Source organism: Haloarchaeobius salinus (genome assembly GCF_024464185.1).
Lineage (GTDB): Archaea > Halobacteriota > Halobacteria > Halobacteriales > Natrialbaceae > Haloarchaeobius > Haloarchaeobius salinus.
The window spans coordinates 1,114,392-1,128,414 of record NZ_JANHAU010000002.1; the positions used below are offsets into that span (position 1 = coordinate 1,114,392).

Genomic DNA, 14,023 nt, shown 5'->3' on the forward strand with positions numbered 1-14,023 from the left:
TTTGTCCACCCTCCCGGGAGTGGAGCGTATGACGACGACGCAGGACCGGCTGGCCGGGCTGCTGGAGCTCACGCGCCCGGTCAACGCGCTGGTCGCCGGTCTGTTGACGTTCATCGGTGCGTTCGTCGCGGTCGGTGCGAACGTGTTCGATCCGGGGGCGGTGACGAACGCCGCCGCTGCCGTCGCGGCGACGGTGCTGGCCGCCGCCGCCGGGAACGCGATCAACGACTACTTCGACCGGGATATCGACCGTATCAACGACCCCGACCGTGCCATCCCTCGGGGGGCGGTCACACCACGCGGTGCCCTGCTCTGGAGCGCCGTGCTGTTCGTCGGGGCGGCCGTCGCCGCGGTACTCCTGCCGCTGTTCGCCATCGCCATCGCTGCGTTCAACCTCCTCTCGCTGCTGCTCTACACCCAGTTCTTCAAGGGAACGCCGGGGCTCGGCAACCTGCTCGTGGCGTATCTCGGCGGCAGTACGTTCCTCTTCGGTGGGGCGGCGGTCGGGAACGCCGAGACGTCGGCGACACTGTTCGCCCTGGCGGCGCTCTCGACGGTCAGTCGGGAGATCATCAAGGACGTCGAGGACATCGACGGCGACCGCGAGGAGGGGCTCACGACGCTCCCGGTCGCCATCGGGGAGCGACGGTCGCTACTGGTCGCAGCCGGTGCGCTGGCACTCGCCGTGCTCGCGAGCCCGGTCCCGTACTTCGCGGGGACGTTCGGCGTCGTCTACCTGGTCGCCGTCCTCCCGGCGGACGCCGTGATGGCGTACGCGGCGTACGAGGGCTTCTCGGACCCGACGGCGAGCCAGGCGCGCCTGAAGTACGGGATGTTCCTCGCGGCCGGTGCATTCATCGTCGGCCGGGCCGTCGTTGCATTCGGATAGCGTCATGGAAATAACCGTTCCTGTCGAAGGTGAGATAATCATAAACACTATAAGCTCGATACCGCATCGTTCTACCAGACGAGGGAATGGGTAGTGCGTACAACAAACTGCGGTGTCGGTCTCAGGTGACGAGGGCACGCCATGTACGACCTTGCTGACGTTCTACCGGATGCGGAACTGGACCCGGGCACGAACCTGCTGATCGCGGGGCCGCCGCTGACGGGGAAACGACGGATTGCACTCGACATACTCGCCAGCGGTTCTACGCAGGGCGAGGGTTCTATCGTAGTGACGACGAAGGACAGCGCGGAGAAGATCATCGAGGAGTACGCCGATCGGGTCGACGACATCGACGCCGTGGACGTCGGGGTCGTCGACTGTGTGACGAAACAGCGTGGCGTCGGGAACGTCAAGGACGACGCCCGCATCAAGTACGCGTCCTCGCCCGTCGACATGACCGGCATCGGTATCAAGCTCTCGGAGTTCCTCGAGGAGTTCTACGAGGTGCGCGGCCATCGGAAGAACCGCATCATGCTTCACTCCGTCTCGACGCTGCTGATGTACTCCGACCTGCAGACCGTGTTCCGCTTCCTCCACGTGTTCACCGGGCGGGTCCAGTCGGCGGACGCCCTCGGCGTCTACGTCATCGACTCGACGGCACACGACGACCAGACGATGAACACGCTGAAGCAGCTGTTCGACGCGGTCATCGAGGTCGAGGAGGACGACGGCGGGGAGCCGACCCTCCACACCGCCGGGATTCCGACCAGGTGACGAGGTACGCTTTTCGCGCTGGCCATCCTTCCCTAGCGCATGCCGGTCAAGACCGACACGGAGCTGGAGCAGCTGTTCGACCTGGACACCATCGCCGTCGTGGGCTGTTCGACGACGCCGGGGAAGGCTGCGCACGACGTGCCGAAGTACATGCAGGCACAGGGCTACGACGTCGTCCCGGTCAACCCGTTCGCCGACGAAATCCTCGGCGAGCGGGCGTACGACTCCCTCGACGAGGTGGACCACGACGTGGACATCGTCGACGTGTTCCGGCCGTCGGAGGAGATTCCGGGTATCGTCGACGACGTGCTCGAACGCGATGACGTGCAGGCGCTCTGGTTACAGCTCGGCATCGCGGACGACGAGGCCGCCGCCCGGGCGGAGGACGCGGGGCTGCTCGTCGTCCAGAACAAGTGCATCAAGGTCGAACACAGCCGCCTGCGCGGGTAGTCCTCCCTCCGTCGGTCGCTACGCGCTACCCGTCCCACTCCGCGAAGGAGCGGTAGATGCCCTTCGAGAGGTAGCGCTCGGAGGAGTCCGGGAAGACCGTGACGACGGTATCGTGCGGGGCGTCGATCTCGCCGCTCGCGATACGGTCGGCGACACCCTGCGCCGCGATGCTCGCGGCGGCGGCCGAGGAGGCGACGAGGTGGCCCTCCTCGCTGGCAAGGCGGCTCACCTCGGTGTGGGCCGCGCGGTCGGCGACCTGGACCACGTCGTCGACGAGTGAGGGGTCGAACAGCTCGTTCGTGTCGGTGTCGTGGGTGCCGATCCCCTCTATCTTGTACTCGCCCTCCTCGGGGTGGGCTCCCGTGAACTCGCTGTAGAGCGAGCCCTCGGGTTCGACGGCCGCGACGTAGGTGTCGGGGTCCTGCTCGCGACCGTACTCCGCGAGACCCATCAGCGTGCCCGCGGTACCGCAGCCCGCGACGATGGCGCCGACCTCGCCGTCGAGCGCGTCGTAGATCTCGGGGGCGGTCGTCTCGTAGTGCGCCTCGACGTTCAGCGGGTTGCCGAACTGCTGGGGGACGACGGCGGCGTCGAGCTCGTCGGCCAGCTCGTAGGCCCGGTCGATGGCGCGCTCCATGCCGTCCTCGGTGGGAGTGTTGATGACCTCCGCGCCGAGGGCGCGCATGAGCTGCTGTTTCTCGACGGAGAAGCGTTCGGGCACGACGAAGACGGCGTCGACGCCGAGCTGGCTCGCCGCGAGCGCGAAGCCGATGCCCGTGTTGCCGGCCGTGGGCTCGATGACGGTGCCGCCGGGCTCGAGCTCGCCGCGGTCGAGCATCGCCTCCAGCATGTACTTCCCGATGCGGTCCTTCACGCTCGCGCCGGGGTTGAACGATTCCAGCTTCGCGTACACCGACACCTCGTCGGGTGCGGCCTGCACTTCCACCAGCGGTGTCCGGCCGACGGTGTCGAGCACCGACCCCAGTGGCCGTTCGTGCGTCGTCATCGGTCGGCAATTGTTGCCGCCGCCCGATAGGTGTTGTTACTCGTCGCCGGTCGTCGCGTCGGTTGGTTCGTCCATCGTCGCGTCGCTGTCGGGGGATTCTCCGGCGGTGTCCGTGTCGTCGGACTCCGTCTCGGTGACGGTCGCGTCGTCGTCGCCAGTGTCGTCCCCGCCATCGTCGTCGCCCTCGGACCCTTCGGCGTCGGTGATGGACGCCTCCGCGATGCGCCGGTCGATGTCCAGCCCGGCGTCCTCCGCGAGCGCGTCGAGGATGACCCGTTGCTCTTCGAGCTCGTTCTCGATCCTGACGACGCGGTCGCTCGAATCGTCGATGTCGTCCTCGATGCGGGCGAGCCGCTCCCGGACGTCCATCAGCTGTGCGTAGAGCTGCTCGGCGCGGTCGGCGACGGTCTGCAGCGCCTTCGCCTTCGAACCCAGTCCCATACCCGGCCATGCGCGCTCCGGGGTGTTGTGCGTTCCGCCTCCGGGTCGGACCCGCATCGCTCCCTTCGTCGGGCTTATGCGCCCCGCACTCGGAGCCACCGACATGGTAGACGTCCGGACGCCACCGACGGTCGGCATCGCCGCCGGAATCGGGTTCGTCATCGCCGTGTTCGCCCCGTACGTCGCGCTCTCCGCCTCGGGTGTGGCCGCGCTGGAGACGTACTACGGCTACGGACTCGTCGCGCCGACGTACCTGACGCTGTTCGCGCTCGTCGGCATCATCGTGCTCGCCGCGGGCCGGCAGGCCCGGACCGAACCTGATCTCGCCGCCGGTGTCGCGCTCGTCATCGGGTTCACGGCGACGTTGCTGACGCTACTGTGGGCCACCGCGGTCGAGGGGAGCGTGGTCTCGAGCATCGGCACGGAGACGTGGCTCGCCTACCACCGATGGGTCGTCCTCGCCCTCGGCGCGGTGTTCACCGCCACGAGTCTCTGGTACGCGGACGTTATCGGCGTGTTGCGGCCCTGAGTTCCCGGCGAACCCCGCCGCCGCCGGTCGGTTTCCGAGTCGAAAAGACCTTAAGAGCCAAGCGGTTACGGGGGAGTGGACTAGGTCGGGCAGTTAGGCCCTGCTCGAAACCCGCGGTATGGTCTTTAGCGGGGACCGAAGCCCGTGGGCGTCCGGTCAGACGCGGCCGGGCCCCGGGAGCCGACGTGGAAGCCTCGTCCGTCGGGGACGGCGGTCGCCGGGCGGTGCCCGCAGGGGCACTCGCCCGTCGTTGGTCGGCGGCACTGGGTCAGGCACGGAAGTGAGCAGCCCACCGTCGGACACCCGTCGCTCGATGGGTCGCGGGGTGGAGGAGGCCACCGGGATTCCCCGGTCGTGAACGCCGGGCAATCGCGGGGTCCACCACTCATATCGCATTCTCGCACGTAGAGCGGCCGTGCCGTCGACCGGTCATCGCGTCGCCGAGCCGACGGCTCGTGGGTCGACGGACCGTGAAAACGGACTGCGCCGCCGTCAGTCGTCGGCCGGGACGGCCGCGAGCTGGTCGACCTCCAGTGACCCACCCAGCGTGCGGTTCGGGTAGGGGATGTCGATACCCTCCTCGTCGAACCGCTCCTTGACCGCCTGGACGTACTCGCCGCGGGTCTTCACGAAGTCCGCGCGCGAGGGGTTCTCGATCCAGATGCGCGACTTCAGGCCGACCGAGGAGTCACCGAGCTCGGTCAGCCGGACCGACGGCTCGGGGTCCTCGAGGATGCCGTCGTGCGCGGTGGCCTCCTCCAGGATGATGTCCGTCGCCTGGTCGATGTCGTCGTCGTAGCCGATGCCGAAGAGGAACTGCAGACGCAGCTGGTCCTTCGCGACCGGGTTCTTGACGACGTTGCTCGTCAGCTGGGAGTTCGGCACCGTCAGCAGCTCGTTGTCGAACGTGCGGACGCGGGTCACCCGCAGGCTGATGTCCTCCACGATACCGGAGTTGCCGTTCCACTCGATCCAGTCGCCGATGCGGAACGGCTTGTCGGTGAAGATGAACACGCCGGAGACGAAGTTCGCGATGATGTCCTGCATCGCGAAGCCGATGGCGAGCGTCGCCGCCGCGCCGATGGTCGCCAGCGCGGTCAGGAAGTTGCCGAACTCGGCGAAACCGAACGCGACCGTGATGGCCGCGAAGACGACGACGAAGTGGACGAGCTTCCGGATGGGCAGCTTCGCGTGTCGGTCCAGCCCACGGCGGTCCATCACACGGTTCGCCAGTGGGAGGAAGACCACGCGACCGACGACGTACACCACGACGAACGCGATGACGAACTTCGTGAACTGCGCCGTCACACCGATGATACCGTCGGGAACGCCGAGGTCGGAGAGGACGGCCCTGACACCCGTGTACCCGTTGCCGTTCCCCTGCAGGAACAGCCCGGTCAGCACCGCGAACGCATCGGACATCAGTGGTACACCGCCGTGTTCCCCCGGGTCTCTATCAGTTCCGCGTCGACCAGCTCCGCGAGCTCCTCGGCGAGTTCCTCAGTCGACGTGCCGCCGCGGGCCGCCCGCAGGAACTTCGCCTTCACGAGTTCGCTCGATTTGAGCTGGTCCTCCAGCTCGGCTGTCACCGACTCGATCCCACTCTTGCCGACCCAGACCGTCACGTCGAGGTCGTGTGCCTGCTTCCGAAGGTCCTCTCTACTCATTCGTGGCTCCGGCTTTGCGGGCCAGCGGTTTGAATGTTGTTCCAAACGGTCGCGAGAACCGGGTGAGAGCGGCCGCTCGTCGCCGTCTCCGGCGGGTCCTACCCGTACGGGTACCGTGCGTGCGCCCCGCAGTCGCAGGTGACCACGACGTGGCCGTCCTGCAGGCGCACCCGTGCGTTCGCCCCCGGCACGAGGTACGCGTCGCAGGCGTCGCAGGTGAAGCGCTTGAACCGCCGGGGGAGCGAGAGCCGGTTCCGCTCGGCGATGCGCCTCGCCAGCCGGACGTAGTACCGGCCCCGGTCCTCATCGCCCTCGCGGGTCGCCTCCCTCGCGAGGCAGTCGAGCCGTTCGATCCGCTCCGCCGCGACGCTCATTGTCAGTAGGGCATTGTGAACGGGTCGGCAAAGGGCTACCGTTGTCGACTGCTGCTGCGACCGGTCGGGCCGTCAGCATCGTGTGGGGATCTGTGTCTCGATGTCCGGCGAAAGAACCGGTCGCTCGCGGGCCGGAGTCGAAACCTATTTTCTGTCGTCGGGTAACCAACGAGACAGTGCGCGTCCTGAACCACCTCGAACTGGAGTCCCAGTTGGACCGGAGCGGCATGGGAACGGCCGCAGACCAGCAGCGCGAGGCGCTCTCGCGGGCGGCCCCGGAGATCGACGTGGTCACGTCGCCGTGGACCGACGGCTCGGTTCCCGACGCGCTGTTCGCGTCCTGGGCCTACGGCGACGACCTGCTCGTGGACTACGACATCGCGCATCTGAACATGGCCGGTCCGGTGTCGCTCGCGCTGGCGCGTCGGGCCAAGGCACAGGATGTCCCGCTCGTCCTGCACACCCACGTGACGAAGGAGGACTTCCGCGACTCGTTCCGGTTCTCGAACGTCGTCGCGCCCGCGCTGGGCGTCTACCTCAAACAGTTCTACTCGCAGGCGGACCTCGTGCTCTGTCCCTCCGAGTACACGAAGGGCGTCCTCGAGTCGTATCCGGTCGACGCGCCCATCAAGCCGATCTCGAACGGCATCGACCTCGAACCACTGGAGGGGTTCGAATCGTTCCGCGAGGGGACCCGGGAGCGGTACGACCTCGACGGCATGGTCGTCTTCGCGGTCGGGAACGTCTTCGAACGCAAGGGGGTGACGACGTTCTGCGAGCTGGCGCAGGCGACCGACTACGACTTCACCTGGTTCGGCACCTACGAGGAGGGGCCGGCGGCGTCGAAGACCGTCCGGCGGTGGACCCAGGACCCACCCGAGAACGTCACGTTCACCGGCTGGGTCGACGACAAACGGATGGCCTACGGCGCGGGCGACGTGTTCTGCTTCCCGGCGAAGGTCGAGAACCAGGGTCTCGTGGTGCTGGAGGCGATGGCGTGCGGGAAGGCCTGCGTGCTCCGTGACATCCCGGTCTTCCGCGAGTACTTCGAGGACGGCCACGACTGCCTCATCTGCGAGGACCTCGACGAGTTCCGGACGGCTCTGGAGCGCCTCGAGGCGAACCCGGAGCTCCGGGAGCGCCTGGGAGAGAACGGCCGGGAGACCGCCGAGTCGCACGGCCTCGACGAGATCGGTGCGGAGCTGGCCGCCACCTACCGGGAGCTGGTGGACCGATACTGAAGTCAGGTGATTTAAGTTCTCAAGGGTCAATCGGCCGATAATGGACCTACAGGTTGCCGCCTTTACCGACACCTACCTGCCGACGGTAAACGGCGTGACCTACACCATCAAGTCCTGGCGGGACCACTGGAACCGGAACGGCGGCTGGATGGACGTGGTCTACCCGGACTCCGACGACCACGTCCCGGAGGCCAGCGAGCACCCGGTCCGCTCGGTCCCGTTCCCGTTCTACGAGGGGTTCCGCGTCGGTGCGCCGCAGATACCGGAGGCGGCGACGAAGGCCGACGTCATCCACGCCCACACCGCGTTCGGACTCGGCCTCGCGAGCCTGCGTCTCGCCCGCTCTGCGGACAAGCCGCTGGTCGCCTCGTACCACACGCCGACCGCGGAGTACGCGAACTACATCGCCTCCTCCGACCGCATCACCGGCGGGCTCCGCCGGCTCAGCGAGCAGTACGAACGCTGGTTCTACAACCGCGCGGACCTCGTCGTCACACCCTCGGAGCCGACCCGGCGGAAGCTCGTCGACGATGTCGGTGTGGAGACACCGGTCCGCGTCGTCTCGAACGGCATCGACGTCGAACAGTTCCGGCCCGTCGACACCGCCGACTTCCGCGAACGGTATGACCTCGAGGGGACGTTGATCGGCTACACCGGCCGCCACGGCTACGAGAAACGTCTCACCGACATCATCGACGCCGCCGAGGAGCTCGACGTCACCGTCGTCCTCGGTGGTGACGGCCCCGCCCGCGACGACCTCGAACGACAGGCCCGCGGGAGCGACGCCGACGTTCGCTTCCTCGGCTTCCTCGACCGCGACGAGATGCCCGCGTTCTACTCGGCGCTCGACGTGTTCACGTTCCCCTCACCCGTCGAGACCCAGGGGCTCGTCGCGCTGGAGGCCAACGCCTGCGGGACGCCCGTCGTCGGCGTCGACGCCGGCGCGCTCGCGGAGACGGTCGACGATGGCGTCACCGGCTTCCACTTCGACCGCGGGGACATCGACGGCTTCCGACGGGGTATCCGGCGGGCGCTCGACGAGCGCGAGCGGCTCTCGGAGAACTGCCTCGACCGGCGCGACGAGGTCAGCATCGACCACGCCATCGAGCGCCTCGAATCGCTCTACGAGGACGTGTCGTAAATCTCCGGCGCGAACGTCAACCGCTTCCTGAGACCGTCGGACACCACCAGCATGGCACCCAGTCCGGACAGTGCCACGGCGACCAGCCCCGCCCTGTGGACCGCCGGATCGGCGGTCGTAAACTGGAGCAGCGTCCCGAGGAAGAGCACGGGGGCGAACGACAGTGTCGCCTTCGTGTGCGTGTCTGGGAGTTCCCTCGCCAGCACGTACAGTGCGACTGCCGAGAGTGACATCTGTATCGGCACACTCAGTGGTCCAGCCTGTAAAAAGTGTCGGCTGCGGTCCGACTGAATCTCGGAGCGCCTCAACACCGCTCGCGTCCGCTCGTCGCGTCTCGGCTCAGTCGTCCTCGAGGGCGTCGGCGATTCGCTTGAGCGCGCGGGTCTGGTCGCGCATCTCGTCCCGGAGCTGGCGCACCTCGCGGACGAGCTCCTCGTTGTCCGAGCCACCTTCGTCTCGGCCGCCGGGACCCATGCCGCCGCCCGGGCCGCCGCCCATCATGCCACCCATCATCTGCGCGAACGGGTTGCCGCCGCCACCCATGCCGCCGGGACCGCCGGGGCCGCCGGGGCCACCGGGGCCGCCACCGCCGCCCATCATCTCCTCCATGCGCTCGCGTCGGTCCTCGTCGGACTCCTCCTCGCGTCGCTCGCGGATCTCCTCGACCCGCTCGCGGAAGGACTTCTGCTCGTCGTCGCCGTTCTGGGCGTCCTCGCCTGTCTCCTCGTCTTCTGCCATACGCTTGGCTTCAGCCTCCGGCCCGAAAAGGGTTTTTCTCGCGGGGAACCACGTCGCCCCCACGCCACCCGGCTACGAGAACGAACCGAGGCTCGACTGGAGCCGGCGGTCGGTCGCCTCACGCGAGACGCCGTGGCCGACGAGCGCCCGCAGGTCGACCGCGTACGTCGTCCCACCCCGCTCGAGGACGAGGACCCGACCCTGCACCCCGCGCACCGTCCCCGAGAGCAGCGTCTCGGGTACCGGTCGTGCGTCGAGGTCGAGCCCGTAGTCGAACGAGAACGTCTCGAGGACGTCGAACTCCGTCAGGAGGTCGGTCCAGGCGTCTTCGTCGACGCTCCCGCCGAGCCCCGCTATCTTCGTCGGCACGCGCACGCGGTCGGGGATCTCCTCCGCGTACTCCGCCTCCAGCTGCCGGGCGATGCGGCCGTCCGAGACGGTGTGGACGTGTGCCGCCCGGTCGGCCCCCTGCTCGCGGAGCCGGGTCTCCAGGCGGCGGGATTTCGTCACCCCGACCTTGAACACGTCCGGGGCGAACGCCGCCAGGTACACCGCGTGCTCCTCGCGACAGTTCGCGAGTGGCAGGTCGCAGTCGCCGGTGCACCGGGCACACGGCCACCGGCTCGTGTGCCGGTCGCAGTACGGTGCCCCGGGCCGGTCGCAGGCGTAGTGGTCGTCGCCGTCGACGGCACCGGCACACCAGCGGTCGCCCAGCGAGAACGACAGCGTCGTCCCGGGGGTCAGCACCTCGCGTTCGACCGTCCCGTCGCTCGCCAGCACCAGCGCGGGCGCGCGCTCCGCGGTCTCGGTTCGGTAGCCGACGATCTGCACGCATCCGTGTAACGACGTTCCGGCTAAAGCCGTGTCGTTCGTCGGCTGCATAATCCAAAGTGGATTATACTGTATCCGGATTATCGTAACGGCTTTGTCGCTACCGCGGGCAGTACCGCCCGTGAACGACGAGTCAGTGGAACGGACGGATGGGGACCCGTCGCTGGCGGGGCGGGTCGCGGACGGCATCGTCTCGCACAGCAAACTGGTGATACTGGTCCTGCTCGTGGCGACTGCCGTCGTCGGCAGCGCCGCCGGACAGGTCGAGATGTCCACCTCGACGGACAACTTCCAGACGGAGACGGTCGCAGCCGACAAGCTTGAGTACGTGAACACCAACTTCGGCGACCCCGACGCGGCGAACCGGACGACGGTGCAGATCGTCGTCCGCGACGACAACGTGCTCACGCGCGAATCGCTGCTCGACGTGCTCGCCTTCCAGCGGTCGCTCGCGGAGAACGACACCGTCTCGACGACGTTGGTCGACGAGCCGGGCACCGTCAGCGTCGCCAACGTCGTCGCCATCGCCGCCGTCCAGCAGGACCGCACGCAGGCCGGCCAACCCGGTGGGCCGCCGCCGAACCTGAGCCGGCAGGTCGAGGCACTCGAATCGCGAAACGCCTCCGAGGTCGAGGCCATCGTCGAGCGCGCGCTCGCGCCGGACACCGACGCGCCGACCGGCGGGCAGGACCCCCTCACCCTGCTCCCGACCCACTACGAGCCCGGCACGACGAGCACGAACGCGACCGTCGTCGTCGCCTTCCAGGGGACCGGCGGCAGCGAGGGCATCCCCGAGGCGGTCTCCGCTGGACAGCTCGCCATGCAGGACATCGCTGCCGACCGCTTCGGCGACGACGCGTTCGTCTTCGGCGTCGCCATCGTCGAGGACGAGACGGGCCGCTCCATCGGCGACAGCTTCGCCATCATCGGTCCCGTCGCCCTGCTGCTCGTCATCCTCACGCTCGTCGTCGCCTACCGCGACGTGGTCGACATCGTGGTGAGTACCCTCGGTATCGGCCTCGTCCTCGTCTGGATGCAGGGCTTCATGGGCTGGCTCGACATCCCCTTCGGGACGACGCTCATCGCCGTCCCCATCCTCCTCATCGGGCTCGCGATCGACTACGCCATCCACGTGTTCATGCGCCACCGCGAGGTCCGCGAGGGCAACCCGGACCCCGGCACGCGCGACGGGATGGTGCTCGCGCTCGGCAGCGTCGGCATCGCCCTCGTCTGGGTGACCGTCACCACCTCCATCGGCTTCCTCTCGAACCTGGTCAGCCCGCTCGCACCCCTGCAGAACTTCGGGCTCGTCAGCGCTGCCGGCATCGTCAGCACGCTTCTCGTCTTCGGCGCGCTCGTCCCGGCACTCAAGGTCGAGGTCGACGCCCTGCTCGAACGGGTCGGACTCGACCGCAGAAAGTCTCCCTTCGGTGGGGACACCGCTGTCGTCGGCCGCCTGCTCTCGCTCGGAGCCGTCGGCGCGAAGCGCGCACCCGTCGCCATCCTCCTCGTCGCCGTGCTCCTCAGCGGTCTCGGTGCGTACGGCGGCACGCAGATAGACACCAGCTTCGACCGCAGCGACTTCCTCACCGAACAGCCGCCGGACTGGATGGAGGAGCTGCCCGAGCCGTTCGCCCCCGGTGAGTACAACATCCGCCAGAACGCCGAGTTCCTCAACGACAACTTCCTCCAGCAGCGCGACACCACGCGCGCCGAACTGCTCGTCGAAGGACGGGTGACCGACCCCGGGACGTTGGACAGAGTCGTCGCGGTCCGCGAACGCGCCGCGGAGAGTGACACGGTCATCACACTCGCCGACGGGGAGCCGCGCATCGTCGACCCCGTCTCGACGATCCAGCGTGTCGCCGCACAGAACGAGTCCTTCGCCGCGACGGTCGCCGCCGCCGACACCGACGACGACGGTGTCCCCGACGAGAACCTCACCTCGGTGTACGACGGGCTCTACCGGACCGCACCCGAACAGGCCCGGGAGGTCGTCGCTCGCAGCGGTGGCGAGTACGAGGCCCTGCGCGTGCAGGTGTCCATACAGGGCGGCGCGCCGGTCCCGCAGGTCCGCGACGAGATGCAACTCGCCGTCCAGCCCGCACAGGGAGACGGGCTCACCGCAACCGCGACCGGCCAGCCCGTCATCACCGCCATCGTCCAGGACGACCTGCTGGAGACGGTCGTCACCACGCTCGTCGTGACCGTGCTCGCCGTGCTCGCCGTGCTCGTCGTCGGCTACCGGCTGTTCGCGGGCTACGCCAGCCTCGGTGCGGTCACCATCGTGCCGGTCGTCCTCTCGCTCGCGTGGGTGCTCGGCGTGATGTACCTGCTCGCGATCCCGTTCAACGCACAGACCGCGCTCATCACCAGTCTCGGAATCGGGCTCGGCGTCGACTACAGCATCCACATGTCCGAACGCTTCACCGACGAACTCGAACGACTCGGCAGCGTCGACGACGCCCTCACCGCGACCGTCGACGGGACCGGCGGCGCGCTGCTCGGCAGTGCCGTCACGACCGCCGCCGGCTTCTCGACGCTCGCGCTCGCCATCGTCCCGTCGCTCCAGCGCTTCGGCATCGTCATCGGCGTCGCCATCGTCTTCGCGTTCGTCGGGGCCGTGCTCGTCCTCCCGAGCATCCTCGCACTCTGGGGGCGCAGAGTCCCTACCTGACTACGTCGACCCCACGTCGTCGCCGACCGCGATGTGGACGCGGTCCTCGTCCTCCCACGTCGCTTCGCCGTCTAGGAACGCCGCCACACGGTCGACGAACTCGCCGTGCTCCATCCCGATGCCGCCCTCGCGCAGGTCCAGCGTCACCGACTCCACGTCCTCCAGCACGTCGCCCTCGCCACCCATCACCGAGAGGAACTCGTCCGGACCGACCGCCTCGCCCGCGCGGATGCGCTCGGCGACCGAGTCCAGCCCCGCGCCGAGGGTCACGCCCACGTCGAAGGTGACGTCCACGTCGACCGTGCTGTCGAACCCCTCCGCCGCGTACGCCTCCTCGGCACGCGTGACCGCGGGTCCGAGGATGTGCTCGAACTCCATCCCCGTCTCCTTCATGCCCATGTACGCGAACGTCTGCATCCCGACCAGCCCGTACCTGAACGCCGAGTCGTCCATCCCCTTCTCGAAGATCTGCTTCCTGTCCTTGCGCTCCAGATTGCGGACCAGCAGGTAGAAGTCGACGATACCCTCGGTGACCCGCCTGCGGATGCGTGCCTCCGCGTTGCGCTTCGACTGCTCGTGCTCCATCTCGGTCAACCCGAGGAGGTACTCGCGGTCCGCGCGCGACAGCAACCCCCGCGGCCTGTCGGGGTCGAACTCCATAATCAACTTCCGGTTATGCGAACACCGGATATAATCGTGACGACTCGGCGGAACGCCTATACGCTCCCCCACGGAACCGCCACCCATGTCGCTCACCGGTCAGCTCGACGTCGACCCGTCCGCCGAGGAGGTCCGCTTCACCTTCACCGTCACCAACGACGGCTCCGACCCCGTCGACCTCCAGTTCTCGAACGCACAGACCCACGACGTGCTCGTCGTCGAGGACGGCGACACCGAAATCTGGTCGTTCGCCGAGGGCCGTCTGTTCGCCCAGATGCTCCAGTCCACCACGCTCGACGCGGGGGATTCGGTCACCTACGACTGCGCGTGGGACGACCCCGAACCCGGCAGCTACACCGCCACAGCGTTCCTCGCCGCGAACAACGCCGACTGCGATGCCAGCGCCGAGTTCTCCGTCTGAGATAGCCGTCGCTCGGGGGCTCGTGCGTACGCGCGTGGAACGCTGTGGCTGTCGCTCGGGGGATCTGTGGTGTGCTGAAGTGGTGTGGCTGTCGCTCGCCGAGTGAACGAATGCGTGCGTGGCGAGCGCCAGCCCCGCAGAGGGCTGTTGCTCGCCGAAACGGAATGAATGAAAGAGTATGAGT

At 68.0% G+C, this 14,023-nt stretch carries 17 protein-coding genes and 1 other RNA gene; 9 read left to right on the forward strand and 9 right to left on the reverse strand.

Translation table 11 applies throughout. From position 1 onward, the window contains the following. The first annotated feature begins 28 nt into the window (after positions 1–28). From NO345_RS12230 to NO345_RS12240, 3 genes are all read left to right on the forward strand, one after another. Positions 29–889 (forward strand): geranylgeranylglycerol-phosphate geranylgeranyltransferase, encoded by an 861-nt coding sequence (locus NO345_RS12230; RefSeq protein WP_256299523.1) that lies wholly within the window; start codon positions 29–31, stop codon positions 887–889. A 141-nt stretch (positions 890–1,030) separates the two neighbouring features. Further along, the gene (locus tag NO345_RS12235; protein ID WP_256299524.1) at positions 1,031–1,663 is read left to right on the forward strand and encodes an RAD55 family ATPase; all 633 of its coding nucleotides are present in this window, start codon (positions 1,031–1,033) and stop codon (positions 1,661–1,663) included. Positions 1,664–1,702: 39 nt separating this feature from the next. Continuing rightward, positions 1,703–2,113, forward strand: a complete 411-nt coding sequence (locus NO345_RS12240) for a CoA-binding protein (RefSeq protein WP_256299526.1) — start codon at positions 1,703–1,705, stop codon at positions 2,111–2,113. A 25-nt stretch (positions 2,114–2,138) separates the two neighbouring features. On the opposite strand, the gene NO345_RS12245 is transcribed toward NO345_RS12240, so the two are convergent. Continuing rightward, complete coding sequence (locus NO345_RS12245; protein ID WP_256299528.1) at positions 2,139–3,119, reverse strand: PLP-dependent cysteine synthase family protein; 981 nt, start codon at positions 3,117–3,119, stop codon at positions 2,139–2,141. 36 nt (positions 3,120–3,155) lie between these two features. Beyond that, complete coding sequence (locus tag NO345_RS12250) at positions 3,156–3,560, reverse strand: DUF5798 family protein (protein ID WP_256299529.1); 405 nt, start codon at positions 3,558–3,560, stop codon at positions 3,156–3,158. A gap of 103 nt (positions 3,561–3,663) precedes the next feature. Here NO345_RS12250 and NO345_RS12255 point away from each other — a divergent pair, with 103 nt between their 5' ends. Together NO345_RS12255 and ffs are read left to right on the forward strand one after the other, a co-directional pair. After that, positions 3,664–4,089, forward strand: coding sequence for a DUF7548 family protein (locus tag NO345_RS12255; RefSeq protein WP_256299530.1), 426 nt, complete (start codon positions 3,664–3,666; stop codon positions 4,087–4,089). A gap of 73 nt (positions 4,090–4,162) precedes the next feature. Next, positions 4,163–4,473, forward strand: an RNA gene (ffs, locus tag NO345_RS12260) — signal recognition particle sRNA. 108 nt (positions 4,474–4,581) lie between these two features. On the opposite strand, the gene NO345_RS12265 is transcribed toward ffs, so the two are convergent. From NO345_RS12265 to NO345_RS12275, 3 genes are all read right to left on the reverse strand, one after another. After that, positions 4,582–5,511 carry a mechanosensitive ion channel family protein gene (locus NO345_RS12265; RefSeq protein ID WP_256299531.1) on the reverse strand — a complete coding sequence of 310 codons (930 nt, stop codon included), beginning with the start codon at positions 5,509–5,511 and terminating at the stop codon, positions 4,582–4,584. Further along, complete coding sequence (locus NO345_RS12270; protein WP_256299532.1) at positions 5,511–5,756, reverse strand: YhbY family RNA-binding protein; 246 nt, start codon at positions 5,754–5,756, stop codon at positions 5,511–5,513. The genes NO345_RS12265 and NO345_RS12270 overlap by 1 nt, the downstream gene beginning before the upstream one ends. Positions 5,757–5,854: 98 nt before the next feature. Continuing rightward, entirely contained in the window at positions 5,855–6,130 is a 276-nt protein-coding gene (locus NO345_RS12275) for a ribonuclease P protein component 4 (RefSeq protein WP_256299533.1), read from the reverse strand. A 176-nt stretch (positions 6,131–6,306) separates the two neighbouring features. Here NO345_RS12275 and NO345_RS12280 point away from each other — a divergent pair, with 176 nt between their 5' ends. Both NO345_RS12280 and NO345_RS12285 read left to right on the forward strand, forming a co-directional pair. Beyond that, positions 6,307–7,371, forward strand: coding sequence for a glycosyltransferase family 4 protein (locus tag NO345_RS12280; protein ID WP_256299534.1), 1,065 nt, complete (start codon positions 6,307–6,309; stop codon positions 7,369–7,371). A gap of 40 nt (positions 7,372–7,411) precedes the next feature. Further along, a complete protein-coding gene (locus NO345_RS12285) occupies positions 7,412–8,512 on the forward strand; it encodes a glycosyltransferase (RefSeq protein WP_256299535.1) in 1,101 nt (366 codons plus the stop codon). Here NO345_RS12285 and NO345_RS12290 read toward each other — a convergent pair. From NO345_RS12290 to NO345_RS12300, 3 genes are all read right to left on the reverse strand, one after another. Further along, positions 8,494–8,745: a hypothetical protein gene (locus tag NO345_RS12290; protein WP_256299536.1), complete on the reverse strand. Its 252-nt coding sequence runs from the start codon at positions 8,743–8,745 to the stop codon at positions 8,494–8,496. The two genes, NO345_RS12285 and NO345_RS12290, sit on opposite strands and share 19 nt — an antisense overlap. A gap of 106 nt (positions 8,746–8,851) precedes the next feature. Further along, positions 8,852–9,250 carry a hypothetical protein gene (locus NO345_RS12295; RefSeq protein ID WP_256299537.1) on the reverse strand — a complete coding sequence of 133 codons (399 nt, stop codon included), beginning with the start codon at positions 9,248–9,250 and terminating at the stop codon, positions 8,852–8,854. A gap of 72 nt (positions 9,251–9,322) precedes the next feature. After that, positions 9,323–10,081: a DUF2797 domain-containing protein gene (locus NO345_RS12300; RefSeq protein ID WP_256299538.1), complete on the reverse strand. Its 759-nt coding sequence runs from the start codon at positions 10,079–10,081 to the stop codon at positions 9,323–9,325. 121 nt (positions 10,082–10,202) lie between these two features. Here NO345_RS12300 and NO345_RS12305 point away from each other — a divergent pair, with 121 nt between their 5' ends. After that, positions 10,203–12,758, forward strand: a complete 2,556-nt coding sequence (locus tag NO345_RS12305) for an efflux RND transporter permease subunit (RefSeq protein ID WP_256299540.1) — start codon at positions 10,203–10,205, stop codon at positions 12,756–12,758. Here the strand turns inward: NO345_RS12305 and NO345_RS12310 are convergent, their stop codons facing one another. Beyond that, the gene (locus NO345_RS12310; RefSeq protein ID WP_256299541.1) at positions 12,759–13,418 is read right to left on the reverse strand and encodes a DUF8102 family protein; all 660 of its coding nucleotides are present in this window, start codon (positions 13,416–13,418) and stop codon (positions 12,759–12,761) included. It lies immediately after the preceding gene. Positions 13,419–13,503: 85 nt separating this feature from the next. Here NO345_RS12310 and NO345_RS12315 point away from each other — a divergent pair, with 85 nt between their 5' ends. After that, complete coding sequence (locus tag NO345_RS12315) at positions 13,504–13,839, forward strand: BsuPI-related putative proteinase inhibitor (protein ID WP_256299543.1); 336 nt, start codon at positions 13,504–13,506, stop codon at positions 13,837–13,839. The last annotated feature ends 184 nt before the right edge of the window (positions 13,840–14,023 follow it).

What these genes read in the sequence shown, in the direction of transcription:
- NO345_RS12255 (WP_256299530.1), top strand. Translation starts at nt 3,664, where the DNA reads ATGGTAGACGTCCGGACGCCACCGACGGTCGGCATCGCCGCCGGAATC.
- NO345_RS12310 (WP_256299541.1), bottom strand. Translation starts at nt 13,418, where the DNA reads ATGGAGTTCGACCCCGACAGGCCGCGGGGGTTGCTGTCGCGCGCGGAC.
- NO345_RS12270 (WP_256299532.1), bottom strand. Translation starts at nt 5,756, where the DNA reads ATGAGTAGAGAGGACCTTCGGAAGCAGGCACACGACCTCGACGTGACG.
- NO345_RS12230 (WP_256299523.1), top strand. Translation starts at nt 29, where the DNA reads ATGACGACGACGCAGGACCGGCTGGCCGGGCTGCTGGAGCTCACGCGC.
- NO345_RS12315 (WP_256299543.1), top strand. Translation starts at nt 13,504, where the DNA reads ATGTCGCTCACCGGTCAGCTCGACGTCGACCCGTCCGCCGAGGAGGTC.
- NO345_RS12295 (WP_256299537.1), bottom strand. Translation starts at nt 9,250, where the DNA reads ATGGCAGAAGACGAGGAGACAGGCGAGGACGCCCAGAACGGCGACGAC.
- NO345_RS12245 (WP_256299528.1), bottom strand. Translation starts at nt 3,119, where the DNA reads ATGACGACGCACGAACGGCCACTGGGGTCGGTGCTCGACACCGTCGGC.
- NO345_RS12250 (WP_256299529.1), bottom strand. Translation starts at nt 3,560, where the DNA reads ATGGGACTGGGTTCGAAGGCGAAGGCGCTGCAGACCGTCGCCGACCGC.
- NO345_RS12265 (WP_256299531.1), bottom strand. Translation starts at nt 5,511, where the DNA reads ATGTCCGATGCGTTCGCGGTGCTGACCGGGCTGTTCCTGCAGGGGAAC.
- NO345_RS12240 (WP_256299526.1), top strand. Translation starts at nt 1,703, where the DNA reads ATGCCGGTCAAGACCGACACGGAGCTGGAGCAGCTGTTCGACCTGGAC.
- NO345_RS12290 (WP_256299536.1), bottom strand. Translation starts at nt 8,745, where the DNA reads ATGTCACTCTCGGCAGTCGCACTGTACGTGCTGGCGAGGGAACTCCCA.
- NO345_RS12235 (WP_256299524.1), top strand. Translation starts at nt 1,031, where the DNA reads ATGTACGACCTTGCTGACGTTCTACCGGATGCGGAACTGGACCCGGGC.
- NO345_RS12285 (WP_256299535.1), top strand. Translation starts at nt 7,412, where the DNA reads ATGGACCTACAGGTTGCCGCCTTTACCGACACCTACCTGCCGACGGTA.
- NO345_RS12275 (WP_256299533.1), bottom strand. Translation starts at nt 6,130, where the DNA reads ATGAGCGTCGCGGCGGAGCGGATCGAACGGCTCGACTGCCTCGCGAGG.